This window comes from Lysinibacillus sp. RC79 (genome assembly GCF_041262405.1).
In the GTDB taxonomy this organism is placed as follows: Bacteria; Bacillota; Bacilli; order Bacillales_A; family Planococcaceae; genus Lysinibacillus.
The window spans coordinates 18,044-43,220 of record NZ_JBGCCD010000009.1 but is presented as its reverse complement, the minus strand read 5'-3'; the positions used below and the strand labels follow the sequence as shown (position 1 = coordinate 43,220).

The 25,177-nt window shown below is 37.0% G+C and carries 27 protein-coding genes; 4 read left to right on the top strand and 23 right to left on the bottom strand.

What is annotated here, in order from left to right; genetic code table 11:
- The first annotated feature begins 830 nt into the window (after positions 1 to 830).
- Positions 831 to 1,745 carry a C40 family peptidase gene (locus ABH968_RS10955; RefSeq protein ID WP_370044065.1) on the top strand — a complete coding sequence of 305 codons (915 nt, stop codon included), beginning with the start codon at positions 831 to 833 and terminating at the stop codon, positions 1,743 to 1,745.
- 131 nt (positions 1,746 to 1,876) lie between these two features.
- Here the strand turns inward: ABH968_RS10955 and ABH968_RS10950 are convergent, their stop codons facing one another.
- Positions 1,877 to 2,164, bottom strand: a complete 288-nt coding sequence (locus ABH968_RS10950; RefSeq protein ID WP_370044064.1) for a hypothetical protein — start codon at positions 2,162 to 2,164, stop codon at positions 1,877 to 1,879.
- 186 nt (positions 2,165 to 2,350) lie between these two features.
- Here ABH968_RS10950 and ABH968_RS10945 point away from each other — a divergent pair, with 186 nt between their 5' ends.
- A complete protein-coding gene (locus ABH968_RS10945; RefSeq protein WP_370044063.1) occupies positions 2,351 to 2,965 on the top strand; it encodes a hypothetical protein in 615 nt (204 codons plus the stop codon).
- A 231-nt stretch (positions 2,966 to 3,196) separates the two neighbouring features.
- Positions 3,197 to 3,313 carry a YjcZ family sporulation protein gene (locus ABH968_RS10940; RefSeq protein ID WP_370044062.1) on the top strand — a complete coding sequence of 39 codons (117 nt, stop codon included), beginning with the start codon at positions 3,197 to 3,199 and terminating at the stop codon, positions 3,311 to 3,313.
- Between the two features lie 534 nt (positions 3,314 to 3,847).
- Here ABH968_RS10940 and ABH968_RS10935 read toward each other — a convergent pair.
- From ABH968_RS10935 to ABH968_RS10835, 21 genes are all read right to left on the bottom strand, one after another.
- Positions 3,848 to 4,540 (bottom strand): Dph6-related ATP pyrophosphatase, encoded by a 693-nt coding sequence (locus ABH968_RS10935; RefSeq protein WP_370044061.1) that lies wholly within the window; start codon positions 4,538 to 4,540, stop codon positions 3,848 to 3,850.
- Between the two features lie 120 nt (positions 4,541 to 4,660).
- Positions 4,661 to 7,831, bottom strand: coding sequence for an ATP-binding cassette domain-containing protein (locus ABH968_RS10930; RefSeq protein ID WP_370044060.1), 3,171 nt, complete (start codon positions 7,829 to 7,831; stop codon positions 4,661 to 4,663).
- Between the two features lie 204 nt (positions 7,832 to 8,035).
- Positions 8,036 to 8,452: an SRPBCC family protein gene (locus tag ABH968_RS10925; RefSeq protein ID WP_370044059.1), complete on the bottom strand. Its 417-nt coding sequence runs from the start codon at positions 8,450 to 8,452 to the stop codon at positions 8,036 to 8,038.
- Positions 8,449 to 8,775, bottom strand: coding sequence for an ArsR/SmtB family transcription factor (locus tag ABH968_RS10920; RefSeq protein WP_370044058.1), 327 nt, complete (start codon positions 8,773 to 8,775; stop codon positions 8,449 to 8,451). Before ABH968_RS10920 ends, ABH968_RS10925 begins: the two co-directional genes overlap by 4 nt.
- Positions 8,776 to 9,318: 543 nt before the next feature.
- Entirely contained in the window at positions 9,319 to 9,549 is a 231-nt protein-coding gene (locus ABH968_RS10915) for a hypothetical protein (protein ID WP_370044057.1), read from the bottom strand.
- A 9-nt stretch (positions 9,550 to 9,558) separates the two neighbouring features.
- Positions 9,559 to 10,026 carry a WGR domain-containing protein gene (locus ABH968_RS10910; RefSeq protein ID WP_370044056.1) on the bottom strand — a complete coding sequence of 156 codons (468 nt, stop codon included), beginning with the start codon at positions 10,024 to 10,026 and terminating at the stop codon, positions 9,559 to 9,561.
- Positions 10,027 to 10,450: 424 nt separating this feature from the next.
- Positions 10,451 to 11,236, bottom strand: a complete 786-nt coding sequence (locus tag ABH968_RS10905) for a hypothetical protein (RefSeq protein WP_370044055.1) — start codon at positions 11,234 to 11,236, stop codon at positions 10,451 to 10,453.
- A 19-nt stretch (positions 11,237 to 11,255) separates the two neighbouring features.
- Positions 11,256 to 11,666, bottom strand: a complete 411-nt coding sequence (locus ABH968_RS10900) for a hypothetical protein (RefSeq protein WP_370044054.1) — start codon at positions 11,664 to 11,666, stop codon at positions 11,256 to 11,258.
- Between the two features lie 111 nt (positions 11,667 to 11,777).
- Positions 11,778 to 12,083, bottom strand: coding sequence for a DUF5713 family protein (locus ABH968_RS10895; protein WP_370044192.1), 306 nt, complete (start codon positions 12,081 to 12,083; stop codon positions 11,778 to 11,780).
- Between the two features lie 79 nt (positions 12,084 to 12,162).
- Complete coding sequence (locus ABH968_RS10890) at positions 12,163 to 13,827, bottom strand: Imm51 family immunity protein (RefSeq protein ID WP_370044053.1); 1,665 nt, start codon at positions 13,825 to 13,827, stop codon at positions 12,163 to 12,165.
- 14 nt (positions 13,828 to 13,841) lie between these two features.
- Entirely contained in the window at positions 13,842 to 14,069 is a 228-nt protein-coding gene (locus ABH968_RS10885) for a hypothetical protein (protein ID WP_370044052.1), read from the bottom strand.
- Positions 14,070 to 14,478: 409 nt separating this feature from the next.
- Entirely contained in the window at positions 14,479 to 14,736 is a 258-nt protein-coding gene (locus ABH968_RS10880) for a PQQ-binding-like beta-propeller repeat protein (RefSeq protein ID WP_370044051.1), read from the bottom strand.
- Between the two features lie 275 nt (positions 14,737 to 15,011).
- Complete coding sequence (locus ABH968_RS10875; RefSeq protein WP_370044050.1) at positions 15,012 to 16,091, bottom strand: RNA-guided endonuclease TnpB family protein; 1,080 nt, start codon at positions 16,089 to 16,091, stop codon at positions 15,012 to 15,014.
- A gap of 5 nt (positions 16,092 to 16,096) precedes the next feature.
- On the bottom strand, positions 16,097 to 16,477 hold the full coding sequence (tnpA, locus tag ABH968_RS10870) for an IS200/IS605 family transposase (protein ID WP_370044049.1): 381 nt from the start codon (positions 16,475 to 16,477) through the stop codon (positions 16,097 to 16,099).
- Positions 16,478 to 16,805: 328 nt separating this feature from the next.
- A complete protein-coding gene (locus ABH968_RS10865) occupies positions 16,806 to 17,216 on the bottom strand; it encodes a hypothetical protein (RefSeq protein ID WP_370044048.1) in 411 nt (136 codons plus the stop codon).
- 256 nt (positions 17,217 to 17,472) lie between these two features.
- Positions 17,473 to 19,155 (bottom strand): DUF6138 family protein, encoded by a 1,683-nt coding sequence (locus ABH968_RS10860; protein WP_370044047.1) that lies wholly within the window; start codon positions 19,153 to 19,155, stop codon positions 17,473 to 17,475.
- A gap of 321 nt (positions 19,156 to 19,476) precedes the next feature.
- Entirely contained in the window at positions 19,477 to 20,715 is a 1,239-nt protein-coding gene (locus ABH968_RS10855) for a DUF6138 family protein (RefSeq protein ID WP_370044046.1), read from the bottom strand.
- The gene (locus tag ABH968_RS10850) at positions 20,666 to 20,830 is read right to left on the bottom strand and encodes a hypothetical protein (RefSeq protein ID WP_370044045.1); all 165 of its coding nucleotides are present in this window, start codon (positions 20,828 to 20,830) and stop codon (positions 20,666 to 20,668) included. Before ABH968_RS10850 ends, ABH968_RS10855 begins: the two co-directional genes overlap by 50 nt.
- Before the next feature lie 43 nt (positions 20,831 to 20,873).
- Complete coding sequence (locus ABH968_RS10845) at positions 20,874 to 21,452, bottom strand: DUF1963 domain-containing protein (RefSeq protein WP_370044044.1); 579 nt, start codon at positions 21,450 to 21,452, stop codon at positions 20,874 to 20,876.
- Positions 21,453 to 21,819: 367 nt separating this feature from the next.
- A complete protein-coding gene (locus tag ABH968_RS10840; protein ID WP_370044043.1) occupies positions 21,820 to 22,311 on the bottom strand; it encodes a CbrC family protein in 492 nt (163 codons plus the stop codon).
- 381 nt (positions 22,312 to 22,692) lie between these two features.
- Complete coding sequence (locus ABH968_RS10835) at positions 22,693 to 23,076, bottom strand: hypothetical protein (RefSeq protein WP_370044042.1); 384 nt, start codon at positions 23,074 to 23,076, stop codon at positions 22,693 to 22,695.
- Between the two features lie 242 nt (positions 23,077 to 23,318).
- Between ABH968_RS10835 and ABH968_RS10830 the strand changes: the two genes are divergently transcribed.
- Positions 23,319 to 23,525: a hypothetical protein gene (locus tag ABH968_RS10830; RefSeq protein WP_370044041.1), complete on the top strand. Its 207-nt coding sequence runs from the start codon at positions 23,319 to 23,321 to the stop codon at positions 23,523 to 23,525.
- 48 nt (positions 23,526 to 23,573) lie between these two features.
- Here the strand turns inward: ABH968_RS10830 and proS are convergent, their stop codons facing one another.
- Positions 23,574 to 25,010, bottom strand: coding sequence for a proline--tRNA ligase (gene proS, locus ABH968_RS10825; RefSeq protein ID WP_370044040.1), 1,437 nt, complete (start codon positions 25,008 to 25,010; stop codon positions 23,574 to 23,576).
- Positions 25,011 to 25,177 lie beyond the last annotated feature (167 nt).

Here is a 25,177-nt window from a genome sequence, read left to right as displayed (position 1 = left end):
GATCAATACTTGAATGGAGTGTAATTTACGCTCAAACTATTTTGTTAATAGAAATGGTTGATGGGGTTTTTTTAACCAATGTAGAAATGATATTGCTCTAACGTATGGTCAGTTCCACACAGGGTAAGCTCAACTTAGTTGTTACGACTTAATAAAACTAGAGGTTGTTTAGTTCCACCGCCATTACATATAGATTACCCAGAAAAGTAAAAATACTTGACCTGACAAACCGTCGCTCCAGTATTAAACTGGGTTTTTTTGTTTTTTTCTAATCAAGTATAAGCTTTTCGAAACCTCCTCCTGTAATACAAAAAAGATTCTTTTGATTCATACCTCCGGAGTACCGAATGCCATCAAAAGAATCCTTTATTTTATTTCGTATATCCAATTCAAATTATAATAAAGTAAATCTAAGCTAAATTTCTCAGTATTGTAAGCGAGAAAATAAAGTTTTATCTTCAAAATACCAGTCAATTGGTCGGTGGATAATCATACCAATAATAGCGAAAACTTTAAAGAGTGACAGCCAAAATACCGTGTTCACCTCAATCCTCAGTGAAATAACTAGGGAATCACTTAAAAATAAATAACGGTTTTTAGTTAGATAAAATATCTAAATTAACACTATAGCCCCTCTATATCCAATTACTTCTATTATTTTTAGTAAAAATGCCCATGATTATTGCAGAAGTTTTACACAGTTAAAATTAAGGTATCAATTTTGCTGTTTAAGGGGAATCGGTAATATTATTGAAAAATAACTCATGCCTGTTTCATGCTATTCTTACTTTAGTCAAAATCGAAAGCTTTTTGAAAGGAGTAAGGTTTAATTGAAGAAAAAATGGTTACTACCCATTTTCGCATCGTTTATGTTCTTCACAGGCATGGGTAATCATGATGCGAAAGCAGCAACAATAGCAGATATAACAAATACAGCAAAAGCATATATAGGTGTTCCTTATCAATATGGAGGAACAGATATTAAGACAGGTGTAGATTGCTCAGCATATACACAAATCGTTTTTTCTAAGTTAGGGATTTCACTACAACGTACATCAACAGCTCAATATCAACAAGGTACTTCGATTGCTAAAGATCAGTTGAAGACTGGTGATCTTGTATTTTTTAATACTTCGGGAAGCGGTGTTTCCCATGTTGGTATATACATAGGTGACAGCAATTTTATTTCAGCTACTACAAGTTCTGGGGTTAAAATCGATAAAATCAATGATCCTTATTACTGGGGATCTCGTTACGTAGGGGCAAAACGTATTGCAAACTTCACTGAAGATGATTTGGGAGAAGTAAAAGGCACTGAAGTTGACTTTAGCGTTTATGCATCGCGTGGAGAGGTAGCTCTTCAACTGGCTAATCAATTACATTTAGATACTAATACCACCAATTCAAGTTTTCCTGATGTAAGTCCAACGTCTAAATATGCAGGTGCTGCGGAAGCACTAAAAAAACTCGGCGTTTTTACGGGTGATGTAAACGGAAAATTCAATGCTGGTTCTCCTATAACACGTGGTCAATTAGCGAAAGTTTTAGTGGAAGCATTCCATTTAAAACAACAAGGAACAGCATTACAATTTGTTGATGTTCCAAGTACGCATTGGGCTTACAATTATGTAGCCATTCTCTCTTCTAATAAAATTACGGTTGGCAAAGGTAACAATTCTTTCGGGGTGAACGACAATGTCACACTAGTACAATTAGATACCTTCCTTCAACGATTAGCTCAATAACTTCAAGAAAAGGTGTTTCATCTATGGATGAGATGCCTTTTTTCGTTCTTTTGCTTCTAGGCAATATCATGTCACACTTCCCTACCAGTCACGCTTTCTTCAAGGAAAACAGAATATAGATTGCATCAATTTCATGGGATTCTTCCAAAACCCACGAAGTTTGAGATGAAATTCGCTGCAACCCCTCCAGCCCTAGATATCGAATTTGCACGCCAATAAACTCTGTAAATCCAAGGTATCCCGGATTTACATGCGCCCGGTCGAAAATTAATGAACCCATGACCCGAGCGTCCGCCGGGGAATTGATGAAAGCCAAGCTTATTTTGGTACCATTCAATTGCTTCATCAATATTGTTAGCTTGTAAATAGAGATAGCCAATTTTAGTGAATAACGACTTTTGTTCTTGAGTAACTTCCAATTTCATCACTCCTGATTAAAAATTTTATAGGTTGGTTAATAGTATTCTATAAAATCCAGTATATCCCTTTTTACCATTGGAATAATTGTTCGACAAGTAATAGCTTATTGATTTTGTTGTTTTAATAACGACGCAGAATAAATGAACAAAGTTTGTAAACAATATCCCTAAAAAGGGGGCGAGAAAATGAAAAAAATAGTGTTTGTTGTCTTACTTTTGTTAATTTCAGTTGGTGCTGTTGAGAAAGTATCTGCTCGTACATTACAATCAACTGAAGATCCATTAGAAGTCGCTGAACAGCAAGAATTATCAATAAAGCAAGCGATTGACTTGGCCTATCCGCCTGCATTGAAATGGAATAAAAATACTCAATTAATAGATGCTATAAATATTGATTTAGATAAGCCTGGGAAGTCAATTGGAAGTAACGGCAAAAGAAAGCATTGGAATATTTTATTTGGAGTGCCAGAAACTAATAAGGCTTTTTTAGTAACCATTCATGACGGAAAAATAGATTATACAAATGATTTAACGAGGGATGGTACTTCTCCTTACCCTAAAAAAGAGTTTATACAAATGAAAAATATTATGTATGATTCACCTGAATTGCTTCAAAAGGCACTAAAAATCGGCGGTATTTATCCAGGTAAAAATTGGGCTAAAGGGTATAATTTTATGCTTAGAAAAGATATAGAGAGAAATATTAATCTTCTATTAGTGATCGGTTGGAATAGTGACCAAACAAAAATGGAAGCAGCGGGCTTTAATGCTTTAACAGGAGAATACATTAGACCTAGTTAAATATCATTCATTATTAAGCTAAGGGGGCTTTTGTGAAATAAGGAGTATCAACATAATCAATCTTTTTTATATTATTTGCTGAATTTTTATAATTAGCTTTTTATCACCATATTTCAGGGTCACTTTTACATGAGTGATCTTTAAAAAAATTTTAATCTAATGAGTAGATAAATATCGCACTTCCTTTTAACAACAATTCATATTATAGATTGTAGAAAGGAGGTAATTACTATGTCTGAATACTGCGGTTCTGGCGGCGGTACTGGTACTGGTTCAGCATTTGCGCTAATCGTTGTTCTATTCATTTTATTGATTATTGTCGGCACTAGCTTCATCGGATTCTATTAATACCCAATACCGCCTCCAATGCTCATAATTATTAGGATAATATAATCTTATCCTTTCCCTTCAAAAATTTACTAAGGGTCACTTTCCTCCGGTGACCCTTTTAATATTTTCCTAATCAAAGTATCCATTATTTACAGTAATATTTTTTTCATCCCAACTATTTGAGCTAGTAAGGAAACACATGATTATACAGTCAGTTGAAGATATTACTGGCAACTAAAATGTTCGTGTTTTATTTAATTAGTGCAGTGTTAAGCCAATGGAGAAATCGCATTTCAGTGAATAAAACACGAATATCTGGGATTAAATATGTTAAAAAGTTCGCAAATGATACCTAAGGATAACGAAAATCTTTTTATCGATACTAAATACATATAGTCCTAAATTCAAACATTCTTTACTGCAGGCAAAAAAATAACATGGAACACGCCTCAAATAGATAGACAATGTCTCACGTTATTCTCTGTGTTTAAAGGAATTACAGTATCATTCCGCAATTTATAATTATAATCTTCTGTGCGGTACCTATAAGATTTAGTTTTGGTCTAGCTCTAAAGGCAAAAAAGCATATTCTCCGTTTTTAATAACCTCACATTTACGAACTGGAATTGGATGTTTAAAAATGGGCCCATCTAATACTGTCGTATGGAACTCTCCACCTTCTCCGCAAGGGTCAATACCACGAGCTTCAAGCTCCTTTACGTATTCATGGGTTAATGTCCGCCCTAAATCATCCTCTCGCATTCCTAATGCTAAATTAACAGTGACAATGATTGTAACAAATCCTAGGTTTATGAACTCATCGACGGCTTCACGATGATTCATTTCCCATAAAGGCATGCCTAGCTTTAACCCAGCATTCTGCGTAACCTTGTCATGCCAGCAGCCATGTTCCGGCATATCTAAATCTCCCGTTACTAACACTTCGGCACCTTGATTTTTAGCTTTTTCTAAAAGGTGCATAAATACATTTTCGTATTCTGTCCAGCTTGCTGCTGCAGTATAAACAGATAAACCTATAGATTGAGCTTGAGCACGAATGAGTTCCGGAGGCATTCCATGAGATCTGGAACGTTTTCCTTCTTCCTCAAGCATGACAATTAGTCCAATCGCCTCTCCAACCTTCATCGCTTTATATAGAGCTAAGACACTATCTTTTCCTCCGCTAAATGAAGCTATAAATTTATGGCCGTGAGCATTATTTTTCCAATCCACTAATTCTGCCATTCATATCTTTCCCCTTTTATTCTAATAACTTTTTTACAAGTTCTTTCTCAGAATAACATAAAAACTCATTTGCATTTATTTTTGCAAATGAGTTTATGAGGTAGTTTACTTTTAAAATAATTAATTATTTTGCTCAAGGCATTGGTAAATCGCCTTCATATCTCGTTTATTCAACTCACGAACACGATTGAAGATTGGAATATCTACAACAGCCTCCGTTCGTAAACTTTCAGCCACAACATCATTTACTTTGCCTGTAAGCCATGTTTGAACGTCTACACCTTCGACGATCTTCTTACGCCCTTCATCATTGATACCACTTGCATAGCAACGAACACATGGTACCGATAATTTATAGACGCCATCATGGAGATTATCTTCTGAAATGACTTTCTTCCCATTACAGAATGGACATTTATGACTTGCTTTAATTTTATTAATTTGTGTCACAATTTTTTTGTAACCAAATGCTTCATAGACGTATGTTAGTTTTTTGTATTTCCCATTAGTGAAATACTTATCAATGATGGTTTCTCTCGTTTCGTCAATGTTGGCAAAATCACAGATTGTAATTAGATTATTGCTGCTTATTGCTTCGATATTATCTTTAATTTTGTCCCAGAATGGTAAAACATTATTTAGTACTATTTCATAACCGGCAAAGCTTGCTAGATCTAATTCAAGCATTTTCAACGATACTTGTGTTTCTCTAGGAAGTAAGGAGACATCTTCCGTAAGAGTCATATCGCCGCCTACAATTGCTTTTAGTTTTTCAAGCTCTGGTAAGTTTCCTACAGTTTTTATGACCTGATCGATCGGTTGATGAATAAGCTTACGAATATCAGTGTCTCCAAACGTTAGTTTTTTCTTATGGTTTAGCACCGCTCCTTGACAAATTGGACAGGCAATCATTTCTTTTGATTCTTTCATTTGCTCTTTAATAATTGATTTTGAAATAACGATATAACGTCCAAGGATAAAATTAAAACCTTCCCATTTTTTTGAGGACTTACTTGCTTTATCATAAAATGATTTTTCCCAATAACCATATAGGAATGTATGTCTTTCTTCTTCTGTCATCTCGTTGTAGCTTTTACTAATATCTTGACCCAGTTCATTTTTGATCTCATCAAAAAGGAATTGCAATTTCGGATATTGATAATATTTTAATACTTCCATCACGTCTGGATGTAATAAGCCATCCCAAAATGGCGCTGTTTTGTCTTGTATGACGATATCGAAATCAAATTTTTCAATTTGCAGGCGACCAGAACAGCTAGGGCAATGATTTTCTTGGCTGAAGAAATCGAAGCTTCTTGTATCTTTATTCGTCGGATGTGCAGCCACGATATGGTTGATCAGTCCACCGATTTCATATAAAAAACTATACTGGCTATACAGGTGTCTTTCTAAATCAATGGCAACGACTGGTGCAATTGTTGCAGATTCGTACTCACCATAAATTAAACGGGCCATGGATGATAAGCTTTTTAAAATACCGCCTTTATAAATGTTTTCAGCATTTTTAAAATAGCTAATATGATTTTCTTCTAAGTAATGAATGTCATTTTTTAAATCTAGTGTAGAAGTTATATGCAATGAAGCATCACTACTTGTACTGTTAAGTTGACTAAAATAATCATCATGACTAACAACATCAAGATGTCGAACAGGTTCCGGCTGTCTTTTCCCAAAATCAACGATAAAATCAGAGCTATCTATCATATAGGCATTATGTTCAATTATCATAATAGAGACGGATTCATCTTGCAGAATGTCCCTAACACTATCAATGAATTGGTTTAAAATATTTTGTGATAAACCTTTTGAAGGCTCGTCGAAAATAAACAGCGTATGCGGGTTTCTTGCGTTCGAAAACAGTTCAGAAACTAAATGAACACATTGAAATTCACCTGTCGATAAAGATTGTGTTTTTCTTTCCAACGTTAAATAACCGAGTCCTAGCTTGATCAGTAAACTTAGGCGTTTATGAGCGATGTCTTCATTTGGAAGCTCCTCAATAATGTCTTCAATGGAGCGTTGAAAAATATCGTCAATATCGTCACTGTATTTCGTCATTTTCCTTTTGATATCAAGAAACGTTGCAACAGTTGATCGGCTAGTTATCGATTGGTTTCGGTCTTGTCCTACCATGACCAGTTTATCTTTTGGATATCGTTTTAGAAAATCCTTGGAGATACACTCATTGACAAGGGTTGATTTCCCACAGCCAGACTCACCTGTAACGGTTACAAGTCTATTTTTTGGAATCTGAATGTCAGCCATTTCAATATTACGACAGTAAAGATCATGAAATTGATAATAGTCTGTAGGCATTACCTGATTTCGTTGCCCATAAACTGGCTCTGGACGTGGTGATTCTTCAACGATTCTGCCGCCGTATTTCCCACTGCCTGGCCCGAAGAATAGTTGCTCATCCGCTGTATCGAGCACCGTATCAGAATGATCAATAAGCCAAATTTGGTTTTTATAGCCCAATTGTTTAATCTGTTCTAAAATTTTCAAAAGGGTTTGGTGATCAAGACCAACAGAAATTTCATCAATAATAATCACGGTATTTTCACTAGCGGCCATAAATTCTGCCAAGTATAGTCGAGTTAATTCTCCTCCAGACAACGTACCCATGATCCGATTTAAAGTTAAGTAACCAATGTTCATATTGATAATATTTTTTAGGATATGTTGTCTCTCTTCGCTAATATTTAATTCCTCAGAAAGGGAGTAAATCGCCTCAATACTTAAATTGTTAATATCAGAAATACTATGTGGTTGATTCCATAATTCTAGCTTATACTGCTCAACTTCTGGACTATAACGCTTGCCTTCACACTTTTTACATTCGACATTTTTAGTTGTTCCACGCCCTTTACATGCAGGACACCAGCCTAATGCATTATTAAAGGAAAAAACCTCTGGCGAAAGATCAAACTTATCTGCAAGCTTTTCACGAACCTCTTTAAAAACACCTGTATGGGTACCGACCGTTGAACGTGGATTAGTAGAAATTGATGATTTCCCGAGAAAAAGGACTAAAGGCATTTCTTCCATCTTGATGGCACTGAAATTCGTTTCCATAATATCGGGAAACAAATACTGATATTCTGCCTTTGGCAATAAAGAAACGAGACGTTTCTTAGATTCTTCACCAATAGTTTGACAAAATGTAGTTTTACCAGATCCGGACAAACCAGCAATTCCTAAAGATTGATCTTCCGGCAAGTCGACATCTAAGCGATTTATATTGTTAGCAATTAATTGATTTATTTTCATCGGATATTCTCTCCATTCCATCTAGTAATGACATGTTAGCATAACTTCAACTGTATTTGTTATGTTTATGAATCAACAATAAAAATGACGCTTTCCGTGTTCCGAAAGCGTCCAATTGTTGAAGAACAGTTTATTTTATTCATTTCCTATTTGATACCTGCTTTTGATCTTGAAAAGCAGGTATCAAAATGAAGAAATCATTTTTTACAGTTCTGCTAACACTTTTTCGAGCTGATTACCATTGTTGACCCAAGCGTATTTAGCTCCTTCGATTGCTCCTTGGCGAGCTTTCGTTGCTTCACTGAATCCGCTTTGATCAAGATGTAAATGTGTAATTCCATCTGAACCTTCTGTCAACGTCCATGTCACAGTAGTTGTTTCTCCGGCACTTGCCCAAGTGTAAGATAATGTATTAGGTTCTTCCACTTTGAGCACTTCGCAATTGACAATTCCATCCCACCATTCATTTGGCTCAGCTCGGAATTGGAATTTATGTCCTACGATTGGTTTAAAGTCATTTTTCCATATCCATTTTTCAAGAGTGTCTGAATCCGTTAATGCGTTCCAAACTTTCTCAATTGAACTTGTAAATTGATAATCTAAAGATACATCTGCTTTCATTTTTCTTCCTCCAATAAAAGATTTAATTTAGCCATTCTTTCTTTCCAGAAATCTTCGTAATACGATACCCAATCTTGAATTTCTTGCAACGGTTTGGCATTCAATCGATACCTCGTTTCTCTACCAACCCTTCGAGCAATTACGAGATCAGCATCTTTAAGTATAGCCAAATGCTTAGAAACTGCTGTACGCCCCATTTGAAATTGAGACGTTAATTCGTGAAGAGGTAATTCTTCCGCATCTGCCAACAAGCGTATTAATTGGCGTCTTGTTGGATCAGCAATAGCAGCATAAACATCACGCTCTTGAGTCTTGTCGCTCAAAATCCCCCTCCCCCTTATGAATTGGACACTGATTGGTGTCTTAATTATACGACACCATTTAGTGTCTAGTCAATTTTATTTTGGGATATTGGCAATAGTTTTATTCTCTAATCATTAATTTAATTAAAATACATTTTGCTATATATTCATTTTAGAAAATGCATTAGAATTTGTTCTAGTTTTGATTCCTCGCGTATTTGTAGTATCAATAGCAATCTAAGCCTCAATGACACTTATGTCGCCTTTTCAATTGATTACTCGATTTTTTGTCATCTAAAAAAGACAAACCAATTAGATCATTCGGTTTGTCTTTTTATTTCCATAAAATTTATTCTCTGTAGTAAGAAGCCCTTTATCAACAGGGACGTCTAATTCTCCAAATAATGTAGTGTGAAATTGATAATTTTTCAATGGAAGCATCTTCTCTCCCTATAAAATTGTAAAATTTGCAGCTATCCATTGCGAATCGAACGGCTCGGCATCTCGTTACTCCAAATACTGATCAATATTGCTATAATCCGTCTATTTCTTGTTGACTTCAATTTAAAACGCAAGTAAATCATTATACATTGTCTGCTGTGTTTCCGTTAATTGTCCATCAGAATACATGATAGCAAAACGCTTCAATGCTAAAAGTGCATTCTTCTTCAAAGCTGAATCTAGTTTCCCAGTAATTTTGATTTGACCAAAGGCTGATGCATAGGTAATCATGTCACATTGCATCATATCCATTTCATGCTCTTTTGCCATATCACGCACAGCTTTTTCATCCAATGTGTCAACTTATATATAATGCATTCCCCATATATTCTCTATTAAATGCTTCGGGAAAGTAGCAAAGTCAATGATGCGCTTCTTTCTTATGACTTCTTCCATTTCATAAAGTGTATCAGACCCTTCATCACTACCAAAAGGTGCTTCTTCATCACCACAATCATAATAAAATTCTTCTGTGAAATGGGCGACAAAACGTGGGTGTGACGTTTTTGGCTGTGGACCATATTCCCCTACATCAAAGTAAAGACAATTATCAAAATCAAATGTAGGATTTTCTTGATAACCTTTTTTTATTTTACTGGCAATTAACTTTTGCGCTTCTTTTTCACAAATTTCTTGTGACTCAAATTCTTTCATATCATACTTCCCGATCGTTCCATTTTTTCCGTAATGTACACATATTGTCATCTCAAAATAATCAATTGTCCAAAATTTATTTGATTTTTCGTCTTGATATGTAAAAGCTTTTTTCATCTAACTGTACATCCATTCCTGTGTTGTCTTTGTTTCAAACTTTCGTAATACTGTTACACACTCTTTTGTGGTAGAAAGGCTGTTTATAATCCATTCACCAAAATGCTTCTTACTATCGTATAATTATTAAAATCACACTAAATCAATTGATACTTTGAGAAATATTCCCTGTATTGATGAATTCACACAATTTGTAGATACCATAGTCAAAGGCATTAAGTGGTAAAGAAAGAGTCATCTCGTATTTCTGGCTGTCAATTAACTCATTATTCCCAAGTATAAATGTTATTTATGAATAGAAGAAGCATCGACCAAAATCACAGCATCCCTTTGTTGAAAATTTGGATCAACGCCACTGTTGAGACTGTATTGAGACAAAAATAGAGTTCATTTCTTCTTGGCATTTCAATTTTCAATATATCCATTACTGCTCAAGTAGCGCCGACCAAATTTGTATATTTACACTACACGAAGGACAGTTTACCTCACCAGCTAAATACGGCAAATCATGTACAAGTTCGTGTTCACCAATCACTGCCGCTTGTTCCGCTAACAATATTTGCTCCATATCTGAAAATTTCGAGGCAGGTACAACTTTGTGAGCCTCTTGTTCATTGTCGAAAACAGGGTCTTGTACAAATGCCTGTGTAGCTCCCTCCCACAAATATACATCTTCCTTGCAATGTGGACATATAGCAATATACTCATCCCCTGTCACAAACGTCATTAGCATATCCGCCAGTCTGTATGCTCCTCGATAAGTTGCATCGGCGGCGAGAACATAACGCTTTTCCACATTATCATCCAAAGTAGTTGCATAGGTACGCACATCTTTTCCTAATAACGCCATCTCACGTATTGCCTCAATATAGCTATTGTAAATATCTGCTCCGATATGTTCATCAAGTATCTTTAACGCTGTCGGAAAGCCGCTATCACCGCGACTCATCTCAATAATACCGCATATAATAAATAAATGATGTTGCACTTCGGGATAGTTCGTTGAACAAGCTATCTGCATCAAATAAGGAACAGCCGCATAGGTAACTGTATAAATGGTATTTTGATGAAACAAATAGTCTTCAAAAAGCGCATCAACTGTTTCTTGGTCGTATGCTTGCTTCAATTGCTGTAATAACGTTGGCACATTCTTTCCAGAGCCCTTTGGTCCTGTCAGATTTCCCCATACCGCACTCGTCAATTCAAGCAAAACGTACACCTCCCTCTAATTACCACTCACGCCAATTATCTGTTAACTCATAACGTCCAAGATTCTGACTTTTAGTAAGGTCATCAATATCAAGTCCACAATGAATCAGCACTTGGTCAAAATAGTCGCAAAGCTCCTCTCGTTCTCCAGTTTCAATTAATCCGCCTCCACCTACCTCATTAATCTCATTTAGGGCAAGTACCGCCGTTTCAATAGATTTCATAATTGCAGGATAGCTATCTGGGTGATTTGGCAGTTTCGCAATGGATGCTGTATACTGCTCTAGCACCATTTCTGTCTGATGAATAAAACTATCTGGAAACAATTCTGCGTAAATACAGTCATCTTTCTCAATCAATCCAGCAGTAAATTCTTCCTCTTCTTTTCTTTTAGCATTGCGCCAGCGTGACGTTGGTCGAATATCTTGCATAGGCCATTCCCCTTTATCTTGAGTTTCTAATTAGTAAAAATTCCCTCTTTAAAAGCCTTTATAATATAGAGTATTGGGTAGCATCGTAACAGTTATTTTAAACATAACTCACTACCATTCACGTTCTCTTAATGCGTCTTCAATATCAAGCTTCACGTTGTATACATCCAATATATCAATAACAGTTAATGCAATACTATCTCGTGCAATCGTTTCAATTTCACTGTCATGTTCTAAGAACTCGTCTTCTAAATCATTAATCGCACGTGTAATTTCATCAAATTTTACTTGTATATCTTCTAATGAATGGGGACCTTGCTCTAAATAGCGGACAATTTGCTCCAATATACCTTTAATTTTATCAACTAAAAATTTAGGATAATAACTATCTTGATACATACCCTTTAAATAATTTATTTCTTGCGTCTAAAACTCCTCCTTTAACTCTACTTTCCCTCAATAATCTCCAAGTAAAACCAGTTCCTTTTCCCCTCTATTAATCCAATATCGCCCTAGAAAATAAATCATGTATCTTTTCATCATTTTCACACGCTTGTTTAAATCCAACAGCGAATCGCAACAATGCGTCCTTTTCGCTGGCATATGCACAGAACATATCTGCTTCTGGGTCGAAACGCACAATGCCTTCTAGCTCTGGCAACTTCTCTTGCAAATACACATCCGCAAGCGAGCACCAATCGTAGCCGTTACCTTGGAATCCTTCGTCTGCCCGTGTTTCAAACAACTCCTGTTTATAAATGCCTACTTCTAATAGAAACGAAATATTTCCACTATCATGTTCTAACCATCTAAACGGTTTTAGTTCTTCATTCACCATTTGAGCATGTAGACTAGCTAGCTTATCCGCTGTAAAACTTAATATCCCCTCTTGACTTACAATTTCCCCCTGCTCTATGCGTTCATTTAACCAACTTGAAACAAAGTCTGGGGCATATCCTCCTGTACTGAAACCTTGTGCAAGTGCAATGATATTCTTGTAATCCGCTAAATATTGAGCTTGCGTCACCTTCGAATTAGCACCAGTGTACAACCAAAACTGGATATCATACATCAGCATGGATATCTCGTCTGCATGTAAAGCAAAATAGCCTTTGTCCTCTACAATTTGCGTACAAATACCTCGAATAACTGCTTCTATCCGATTTCCCTCTCCAGCTTTCTCACATAACGACTGTAACAAAGGAGAGAATGGTACATGTTTCACCATATCCAAATCGTCAAGTTTATCTTGTTCTGATGTATCGAATACTTCCTCATTCACCAATCCGATAATAAAAGTCGCAAAGTTCGGCGCAAGGAAAGTAATATAGTAATCTGCCTCTTGATCTACATGTACAACAGCAGGTTCACCATCTGCACCACATGCACGATAATCAAGCATAATGACATCATGACCTGCTGACGGGCAATCGGCTATGACAACGCCAATATTTGGGTAGCCCCATTCTTCCAACATAAAACTGCTTCCCAAACTGCCACACAAGCTATTAGCCTTTTCGCGACCAATGCCCATAATCCCTGTAATCGCCACATGATCTTCCGCCCATGAAGTCGGCATAGCCGTTGGAAAACAAGTGTTAACTGGCATACTGCCGTTCTGTTGTTGCATAAACCAAATATAATCTGCTGGCAATTTATAGCCAAGTTCCTCTTCTATAGAAGCAATCATTTCAGTAGTGGGGGATACTTCTACATAATTTTTATCCGCATAATCGCTTTTTTCCCAAAATTGACTGAAATCACGCTCATGAAAAGGTACAAGCTTGATATCATCTAGAGCTTCCGCTGACTTTTCCATAATATTCCGACAGGCTACTATATACTCTTCAGTTCTAGTATCAAACTGTAATTCCTTCGCTTTTTCAAATGCAGCCAGTGCTTCTTGCCATTCTTGGATATAGAAATAAGCATAGCCAACACGCCAATGCCAATCCGCATCTTGTTGCCCCTGTTTTTTAACTGTGCATAACTGGGACAACGCTTCATGATAACGCCCTAAATTATTAAGCGCACGACCATAATGACCTACTATTTCGTAATCTCGCTCTGACTTAGACAATTGTTCAATCGCTTCTACAATTTTGTCATGTTGATTTTCCTCATACCATTTTTCTAACATATTCAATAATTTTTTTTGCATAATCCCACTCCCTCTCAATCATCTTGTAATTCAGCTAAACAAGTATCTTGTATCACTTGTGATGTTTGGCTAACAATAATACCTTCCTCTTGAATCACTAAATCAATCAACTCTTTTGCTTCCTTTAAAGAACATCCTGATAAGTCTATCAATTCTTTCATAAAAGGCAGATAATAACGTTTTGCAAATTTTTCTCTATATTTATCAGAATCTATTGTTGTGTTGCCAATCGGATAAAACATACTTTCACTTCCTTAGATATTAAAAAAATTATTAAACAACAAACATTTGTTCTTGTCTGAACTATAAATCTATAAATATCTAAAGTGAACCATTAGCTGTAAGTGAGTTTCATTGTCATAAATAGATGATATTAAGTATTCGTAGTAATCATCTTTGCTATCTTCAACAAGAGTTAGATCTGCATTGTATAATCTAACTCTTGTTCCTACCCAAATCTTTTCTTCATCTCAGATGTTAATTAAAGGAATCCATATAGATGTTTTCATCGTGACACCTCTAGCCATTAATTACTTTTACTAACACTTGAAATTTAGACCAAACGCAAACTATTAAAAGTATCTGTCATTTCAAATACATATGATGTTGATAAAAAGAACCTTATAGTTTCGTCGACTTTGCCTATAAAAACTACCAGTACAGTGGTTGTTGAGTATCCCAGAAGATCCAACGGTACGATTCACGTATTGAACTTGTGCCAATCTCATACGGGCTTGGCTCTGTACTAGTCAAATCAAGTACATGGAGCGTTCCATTGTATGTACCGAAAAGCAATATCGTCTCGTCAGAGTTTAATGCCATGCCACTGATTGTCCCAGATACGAAGTAACGCCAAAGTTCATTCCCCTCAAAATCAATCATTCGCAAATAACCATATGCGTCACCCATGATATTGCCCCCTTGCACTGCAACACCGGCATATACACGCATACTGTCATCTATTGAAGGGGGTTCTTCATTATTGTACTGTTCAACATCATGGAGTGAAATACCTAGCGTACATCCATTTTGAGACTCCCACGGTTAAAACCGCAAGCCCTACACCACACGGTGTGACGGGTGGGATTCTTGAATGACTAAGCGTTCGTAGTCCATTTCTGTTTTGAACAGCCTTCAAGATGAGGGCATCTCATTGCCCCTCCTAAGACAGTGCATATAGCATCTTAGGCTGATTGACTTTTACCATCAATCACAGGTGCATATCGAATATTCATTGCACCGACTAAATCACGGTGTTTCTCAAATCCACATTGACACTTGTATTTTCTGTCTTGTGCCTTGTTCTTTTCAGAACATTTCGGACAGGATTGACTTGTATAAGCAGGGTACACGTATTCAACTTTAATACCAACTAAATTCACTTTGTATTCAATAAATTGAGATAGACGATAAAATGACCAAGTATGCAGATTTTTCTCGTTTTTACGGCTTGTTCTTGCCGTCTGTCTGATATTCGTTAGTTGTTCTAAACGAATGACAGAAATGTTATTATCAGTTGCGAAATTTACGATTGCGCGACTTACTTTGTGGTCTTGGTTCTGCATCCATCTTTTTTCTTTATCGTCTAAATTACGAATAGCGTTGATTTTCTTTTTGTTTCCTAATTCCTTCCGTTTTGAAGCAAACTTACGCTTCTTATATTTGTTTTGTCTACCGTTTCCAAAGAAACGAACCTTATCGTCGTCTGTGATGGCTACCGCAGGAACTTTGAGACCTAAGTCTACACCTAAAATCTTTGTTCCTATTTTTTCATTTGTAGGAATCGTCACAGATATTTGTGCAACCCACTTAATGGATTTTTTCGTGATTCGAAGTGTGCCTAATTTGTGTTTTAACAAATCCAAGTTTCGGTTGTCTTTATCAATCAATAATGCACGAACCTTTAAACGAGTTGATCTCCCATTTACCATAAATGGAATTGAAATGTACGTGAAATCAAATGAATAGTTTTGATTGTTCCATACACAAACAGGTCTTTTTAGAATCGGAACGATTTTGTATTTACTTTTTTTCACTTTTTTAGAAAACCCACTTTTTGCATCCTTAATGGCTTGGTTTTTCACTGCACTTGGTATATTAGCTTCAACATCTTTTGTACTTTTCTTAGTGCATTTCTTTGTTTCCGCCATTTCGGATACAAGTGTATTAATGACTCTGATATACTCGTGACTACTTTGTTCCAATAGCCGAATTTGTACTTTTGTTGGAAGCAATTTAACTTTGACTGTGATAGTTTGTGACACAAGTTTCACCCCCTTGTCTTTTGATTTTCAACATAATGTTTTATTGTCTCACTAGATACATTTCCAGCAGTAGAAACAAAATAAGAACGTGTCCATAGACTCGGCAAATGTTGAAGATGAGGAAACTCTTCTCTCAAACGTTTTGATGTCACTCCTTTAATTTTTGCCATTATATTAGCAGGACTAAGTATTGGCAGTGTATTCAAAAACAAGTGAACGTGGACTTTGTCGCATTCCATAGCGATAATGGCAATATCCAGTTCCCCACATATTTCTTGAACTAACTCTTTGAAACGTTCTTCTACTTTTGCGTTAATGAGACATCTCCTTTGCGACGAGGATAGTGACAATTTGCTGCTGACGCTTCGCTTTCGCGTAAAAAGCATCTCCTCCTGCAATTATTCGTCGTAGAAAACATCTATTGTAACTACCGCAATAGCGGTGTTTTCCTGTACCGAAAGGACAGTAAAAGGCAATGGTTCTTGGCGAATATTTTAGATACATGAATAAGGCTCCTTTTCTAAAAGACAGAAAATGCCATTTCGCGTCCATTACTCAGGTCAAGAGCCCATAGTCGCAATGCGGCAAACGCTACACCCCAACCATCACTGACAAGCACACATTCTTTCTCTAAATCAAGCCACGAACTATGCCTAGATTGCCGGATATCACTGCGCGCCCAGCGGATTGAAACATCTGCAGGCACGGTTTTTCTCATGAAAAAGGACTCTCTTCAACATTGGGTAAATCGCCTCGTTCGTAACTTTCCTTCATTTCAAGAACAAAACTGTTAACTTGGCCCGTCACAAGGAAGCCAACAATCAGCCTTACATCATCGGATGCATAGGCTGCTAGGTCAGAGTGACTAGTCTGTCCAATGATTGTTTCGTAAATTTGCTTACTAGCACGATTCTGAAGCATCTCTATCTTCTTTCGATCCGCCACCAACATACTGTCAATGATAGCTGTCAGGTCGCCATGTGCAACCATCCATTGTGAATCAAACGGATCGGCATCCCGCTGATCCAGGTACTGATCAATGACATCAGGATCTCCATATTTCGGATTGACTTCATAGGTGGACAACAAATCGATCCAAGCAGTAGTATGATTAATATCTAACAATGGAATCCTCCTTTTTCTTGATTGTTCAGCAACTCGAAGGTGGTGAACAAATCTGATTTTTTATCAAAAGCAATTGTGATTTTAACTATCTCGGAGCTCTTTTGCTCTCGATTTAAGTAATGCTCTGATTTCATCTATTTTCATCTAAAACATGACAGCTAATAAAAATGACATATTAGCTAGCATCTCCTCAACATTGCACTTCCTACTTTAATGAGAAGTCTTGCTCTTTAAAGAACTAAGGAAAGCTAACCAATTAATAATCTTCCATCCAACCTAGTAATTTTTCTAGCATTTCTTGGATTGGCGCTGATTCTTTTTCAATTCGCTGTGCTAGATCCTCCATACTACCAAAAATTTGATATAATACATAGCTACGTTGGTAATCTTCTTTGTTCTCCAGTTGATGTATTAATTCAGCTAGCAATTCCAGTTCATCAACGTGAATTCCTTTTAACTGCTCGAGCTCCCCCTCATTTGCGCTAAGTAAAATGTCAATCAGAACAGGCATCTGTTCCACTGATAGGTCGTGCATGTTAAGAAAAGCTTCTGCATAGTTATTTTGTACAAGCTGGTGCTCTGAATCAACAAGTGACATATAGCTTTGCACAAGGGGAAAATAAGCATCGCTAAAAAGCCCTAGACCAAATACAGCATATGTTCCAGGCATAGCGGATAGCTCGCTAGGCTCCACGTCCTCATACCATGCATATTCCTCCATTGCCACTTTTGCATAGTCGGCAATCAATGGGAACAGGTTTGGATACGCAAGGCAATTTGCAAAAAATTGATGCAGCTCCGTTTTCGCAAGGCCTTGAATCGGTAAATAGTTTTCTTCCTGACTCTCTAACTGTAAGCTATAGCCCTTGACAAAGCCCGCTTGTAACAAATCGATGATGTAATGCAACGCTTCACGATAGGCTTCTTCTTCCTCAACAATGATGTGAATTGAAATGAATTTTCGAATATCATTGGCTGCTCCTTGAAAGCGCGCACTTTTCCTTCTATGTTCAAAATGATCACTGCCATTTTGTATATAATCCTCCGCCTCTTGTGAACCAAGTTGCTGCGCCAATTCAAGATATTGCTTACGTGTATCAGGTTCTTTAGATCCGATTTGTAAGGCAATATAAACAAAGAACTCTAGCTCCCTCTGCTTAGGTCTAGCCGCTGAGTTTAGTATCCATTTCGTTTCATATTCTCCTGTCTCCTCAAAATAAACCGATAAAATATACTCCTCTGTCCAATCTTTAAATGCCGATGTATAATCATATATCCACTGGTTTAAGCGTTCTTCATTCCCGCTATACTTCTCCAATAACCGTTGCATTATTGGTTCGATATCAGCTACGCGCTGATGGAAAAAATGAGGATTGACTAGGCAACGAGCAAAGAAAAATCCATCTTTCTTAACAGGACATACAGGTAAATCAGCCATCACTTTTGTTTCAATAAAAGTAGCTAACGTTTGTTTCGCTAATGTGAATTTGTCGTTATTTAGTAGCTCTTTTTGATAGCATATCTCACGCCCATCATGCTCAAATTCCAAAATAAGTTGAAGGCGATAATCAAAAAGCTTCGCATGATATTCATCGGATTGGAAAACCGTATCCATTTTGGCACATAAAGCGGAAAATAATTCTTCTATTTGGTTGATGTCTGTGATCTCTTGCATGTAATCGCCCGCTGCTACTTTATAAGCATCATCATGCCAACTAAATGGTTCGTATGTATAAATAGAAATCGTTCCATAATGAGGGGTTCCCCATTGTAATTTATTCAATTTTTCTGATGTCCATTTCACCTTTACATAATGTTTCACCCCTATATGGAGCCGGCTCCAGTCCTTCGTATTACTAATTCGGTCGTTTTCCTGCTGATAAAATCGCTCTAACTGCTGCCATACATCCGCCAAAAACTGTTCTATATACTGTGACAAATTCATTTCCCCCCATTTGATTGTTTTGTTCTATCAGTAGTTGATTTCGCGTCACAAAAAGGATAATCGTGATTTCTTAATTATCAAACTAGTACCTAATTTTTGCACCAAAACCACGACTATCCTTGTTCGTATATTTCAATATCCATCAATTCATCACTAGACGGCAAAGTCAGTGCCCCCTTGGATCGCTATGACTTCTTTTACAAAAACCAACCGTTCCATCATTAAGGATATTCTTTTCTGTCAATTACTTTTAATGTTGATGAACTAAATCAACGAGTGTTCCTTTCGTTCGGTGTATGATTTTTTCTTCTATTGTCATGACACGAGCTCCTTCAATATTTCCTCAAAACGTTCGCGATATGGCGATAAAATCCGCATAAATTTCGGGTTGGTGAAGTCATTCAAATGGACAATCGCAAAGCATGTATACAGTAATGATCCTACATCTAGATCTTTGTATTCTTCCATACGTTCATTTTGTTCAGGTGAAATCACGGGACAAAGCTCGATAAAGGGCGTTGTCATATATTTTTCAAGCCATTGTAAATTTTCATCCGTATTCATCGCCTGTTCAAAGAAAGGTTCGTATGGAACAGTTGGCACAGTTGCGACAATGTAAGCAAAGATTGGCAATGTTTCAGGTGTTAACCCCCACCTTTCCACATAGGCTTTCGCAAAATATTCAGTCGGTGGTGAATGATCAGCATCGCATATTTCCATATAGTCGATAATGAGCTTGCTATAACTTTTATCGTATAAACCAAGGCCAAAAACGGCAAATGTGCTTGGCATTGCCGCTTCCTCATCCGCAACATCCTCGTAAAAATGATACTCAGCCATCGCTTTGTAGCTATATTCCACTAACGCGGCATGTAGGCTTGGATAGCTCAATACCTTTGCAAAAAAATGATGGGAAGGTGTGACAGGTAAACGCTCAATTGGCAGCACTAAATCACTTTCGCCTTCATAGAAAATGCTGTAGCTTTTCGGGAAATCCTCCTCCAATAAAGCATTTAAATAGAGTATGGCTTCACGATACGCTTCCTCTGTTTCTTCTTTAATATGAATCAAGATGGTAGCGAGCACATCATTTGCATAGCAAAAAATAAGATCAGATTCAGCTCGTTGCTTATTGATTGGCAAATCGCCAGAACCAATTGTGAGTAGATTGTTATACGTTTCCACATCTAATTCCTTAATCGTTCGCAATAATTCCTCAACCGTTAACGATTCAAAGTTTGCACCGTATTTTCTTAAATTGATAGCGTAGTAGCGTAGTAATGGCAAATAGCTCAAAGATTGTTGTTTTTGTGTGAAGCGAGAAAGGCAGTAACGCTGTGTTTCAAAGCCAAGCTCTTGGCGAAATTCATCTAATAATGTAAGTTGTTGATAGTGGCAAAGCACCTCCGTTAATGCGAAGGCATCTAGTGAAAAAGAAGGCGTAATAATACTAGCAGGATAGCTTTCTTCGTCAAGTTTATGTTGCTTTGCTAGTAGCTCTTGTTCAAGCTGTAGCCATAACGCTTCGTTTTCTGTAAATTGTTTTACTTTCATCCGATTGCCTCCTATTATCAGCAAAATGGCATACTTTATATTGATGGTCATATGGATCTGCAATTTCATCATCTACATGACTAATGCCTAGCCAAACATGCACTTTCGACACCATGAATAACACCCTATCCTCTTCCATTTCTACAATTCTAGTAGTTTCAATAACATTGCAAAATGGCCCATACTTTATCAAAGGCTTTATTTTTACAATCTTGCTCGCGAATCCAGAAATATAGTCTACCACTGTCGCCCCACATATAGCCGAGATCATCTTCAGAATCAAGCTGTAATAGCAGTTGCCAATCTTTTACGTTAGGTTCTAGCTCCTTGCGCAAAGGATGCTCGTAGCCTGTGGAATCGCCACAATACAAACCGTTCGTCACTAACTCGCATTGTAAGTACATATCCCCTTGAATCGTATTAGGATATCCATCAATGCGATGTGCCGTACGTTCTGATTCATCTCTCCATAAGAAGTCATCGTAAGCATCTGCCTGTTCTTCCGTTAAAAGAACTGTTAGTTTTTGACCATCAGGCGATTCCCATGACGGCAATGTCCATTCGTTTTTAAAGGATAGCACCGCGCTATTAATAGACTCCTTAGAATGACCCATTCGAATTTCTTCATCCGCAGTTGGTGTCGCTATTGCGCGAATAGAATTTTTAGCGAATTGTAAAATTTGCTCAGCAGCTTCTTCAAGCTCAAAATCATGTAATGCTGTGCGTAATTTATCCATATTCGTAGCTCCTTTCTCTATTACCATTCATGTACTTACTTGAAATAATCCTGTGCCAAAAAGAAATCATTGTACTTTTACTCACCATTCTTTTAGCTAGAGCTGTTACACTAGTCCGTCCTGAACAGCCAATTAACAAGGATTATCGCAAGCTGGAAATCGATGCCTTACCGATTATCCAGATGCTTGAAAATGTCTCCTTCCAATCTATAAAACAAGCGTATTTCGCTAAAATGAAACAAATATTCTCCATGAAATTCATCTATTATTTCTTGGTCATTTCTCCGCACTAACTAGTGTAGTAGATCTGGTACATTTTTCCAGATCCGTGGTCAACTTCACCATATTTCACCAATGTAACCTAGATTTAATCAAAGTCGGAATACAGAATGTATTGCTGACATTCTAAGCATTGAAATAGATAACCTTGATGCGAGCCATTATTACGCAAAGTAGCAGCTAGCTCTTCTTTGGTATGACCATTAAAATGTTCAAACTTCTCCGTAATGCCCATCTCCACCAGCTCTTGCCAGCCAACATAACCAATAAATGCGCAATAATCCGTGCAATGGGCTACCCAATCATTTCCTTGCCAACTAATATATCCGGGTGTTCGATGCAACACTTCATCTGTATAGTCATCATTCTTCACAAGCTCGGAATTTAATAAATCTTGTTGAAATTGACCATCAAATTTTTGTGCAGCCAGCCCACTATGAATACAGCTTGGACAAAGATATTCCACTTCTTCAATCGCATAAATGCCTTTTGTACAATAAGTGTCCACTTCTTGCTCACAGCAGTCGCAAACAACTAATTCACCCGTTCTAAAAATATTCGCTTGTATTGGATTCGGCATATATTTAATGTTGGTAATGGTATTTTCATCTCCGCTTCCTCCTGAACGACACGTGGCAATAATGGCTTTACATTTTGTGGATTGTCAATCCAATATTAATCGCGCCGTATTTTCTCTGATCTTTTTTATTGCGTAAATCCATGACGGATGTAAAAATTTTGTATGCCTCGTCATACATTTGCAACATGCAGAAAATTTCGACGAGCATGCGCAAATTTATCTCTGTTCGCTCCGCTTTTTGAATTTGCTCCCTTAGCTTATGCATGGCGTTAATTGCTTTGGCATTATTTGCGTCAAACGTCTTTCTTTGCTCTTGCCATTGCGCAATAAGATTGATTTTCTGTCATTTCTTATCCATCTCTCGACATACGATTTAATGATTTAGAAAATCTCCCCCTCACCACTCACATCAAAAAAACCGACTCCATGCTTTTTTGCAAGCTCCTTCATCGTACTATATGCTTCATCCGCTACAGACCAGGCAAAAGCTGTGTAAACCATGGCATAACCAATACTATATTCAGTCAAACGACTCTCTAACTCGTCATCTTCATCCTCATCCAATAATTCCTCATCCACCAGATTCATATTGGGGAATTGTTCCACCATATCCTGATACCATTTTTGTAATGCTGGTGTTGTAACTGTTATTGTTGCGTAATCATGTGGTTCAGCCCATTTTGTTTGTTCATCATACCATTGCAAAAATGTTTCTTTATTGTTTGGAGCTTCCTCTTTATTAAAGACCATTAAATCATAACTCATTGTTTTCACCTCTATAAAAAGAATGTATGTTCTATTTTTTATTCTAGCATACTAGTATTTTTTTGAAAACACAGAAAAAACATTGTTGAATCAAGATAAAAACACTGCATTTCCAGATGGAGATGCAGGGGAAAACGAGTCGTAAACAAACAAAAACAGAATAGAAAGAATATCCCTACTACGATTGTTCTACTCATGTAGTTAAACATAGAGGGAAATGCACACGACACAGTATGAGTATAGTGGACATCACAGAAGTTGTATTACGAGCCATTCAAGCGCAAATAGCACTTGTCGATGATATGACCACTGTCATCAAGGAAATTAATAAACAGCCTATCGTTCAGACGAAATCGAAACAATTAGAACAATTATACAAGACTAAACAACAAGAGTTAGAAAAAATAACAGCCGATGGATTGAAAATATGGAGATATTACAAAAGCTGAATACTTGCGTATGAAAACAAAATTTGACAACTTTATACACTACTCTTTTTAATATGCTTGAGCAAACCAAACTGTATGTTTCGCTTCATTTCCACAGCAAATACATGTAGTTTTCGTAGTTGGTGGGTTAAATGGAATGTTACGAGAAGTATATTTTGTCTCTTCTTTCACTTTTTCCTCGCAGGCATCATCTCCACACCATCCAGCAAGAATCCAGCCAGGAATAGATCCTTTTTCCTTGGAAATGTTAATATGCTGCTGTAAATCCTTCAGTGTATAGATATTTGTATGAGCGTTTTCATCACGGAATTTACGTGCTTTATCGAATAATCGAGTTTGCATTGTTGTTAGTTCCACTTCAATTGCTGCAACAATGTCGTTCAGGTCAATGGATTGCTTCTCATCTTCATCTCGTGCTTTTAACAATGCCTGGTTTTTCTCTAAGTCACGTGGTCCTAATTCAATACGAATTGGTACACCTTTTAATTCCCATTCATTAAATTTGTAACCTGGTGATTGGTCCGAATCATCTAAACGAACTCGAATTCCCTTGTTCTTAAGGATTGCAAAGATGTCATCTAGTTTCTCCATAATTTCAGGGTTCTTTTTCCATGGACCTACAGGGATTAAGACAACCTGTGTCGGTGCAATTCGTGGTGGCAAAATTAGACCCTGCTCATCACCATGAACCATAATTACTGAACCAATTAAACGTGTCGAAGTGCCCCAAGATGTTGTGTGTACATATTCATGCTGATTGGCTTTATTTAAATATTTAATATCAAAGGCTTCAGCGAACTTTGTCCCTAAATAGTGAGAGGTACCAGCTTGTACGGCCTTTCCATTTTTCATCATTGCTTCGATAGAAAATGTATCAACTGCGCCTGCAAAACGTTCAGAAGGTGTTTTTTGTCCATCATAGACAGGAATTGCAAGTAAACCTTCTACTACCTCTTTATAGATAGCTAACATTTGCATTGTTTCTTTTCGTGCATCGTCTTCATCGATATGTGCTGTATGGCCCTCCTGCCACAAAAATTCAGATGTTCGAATGAACGGAAGTGTTTTCTTTTCCCAACGAAAAACATTTGCCCATTGATTAATCAAGACCGGCAAATCACGGTAACTTTTAATCCAATTCGAATATAGATGGCCAATCATCGTTTCAGAAGTTGGACGAAGCGCTAGACGTTCTTCTAATTTCTCACCTGCTGCCTCTGTCACCCAAGGAAGCTCAGGTGAGAAACCTTCGATATGATCTTTTTCTTTTTGAAAGAAGGATTCAGGGATTAGCATAGGGAAATAAGCGTTGCGATGGCCAGTCTCTTTAAAACGACGGTCCATTTCTGCCTGAATATGTTCCCAAATTTCATAGCCGTCTGGTTTAAATGCGATACAGCCACGAACTGGTGTATAATCCATTAAATCTGCCTTTTGGATTGTCTCAATGTACCATTTTGAAAAATCGTTTTGTTGTGCTGTCATATTCTCTCCTCCATTTCTGCAACTTTACACACTGAAAAAATAAAAAGCACAAAGCTGTCCTTCAAATAAGGACGTCTTTGTGCCGACTAAACGTGGTACCACCTTGAATTTAGTTTTAAGAAATCTTAAAACCCTCAAACGTTTTGTAACGAAAACGACTCGGTTAT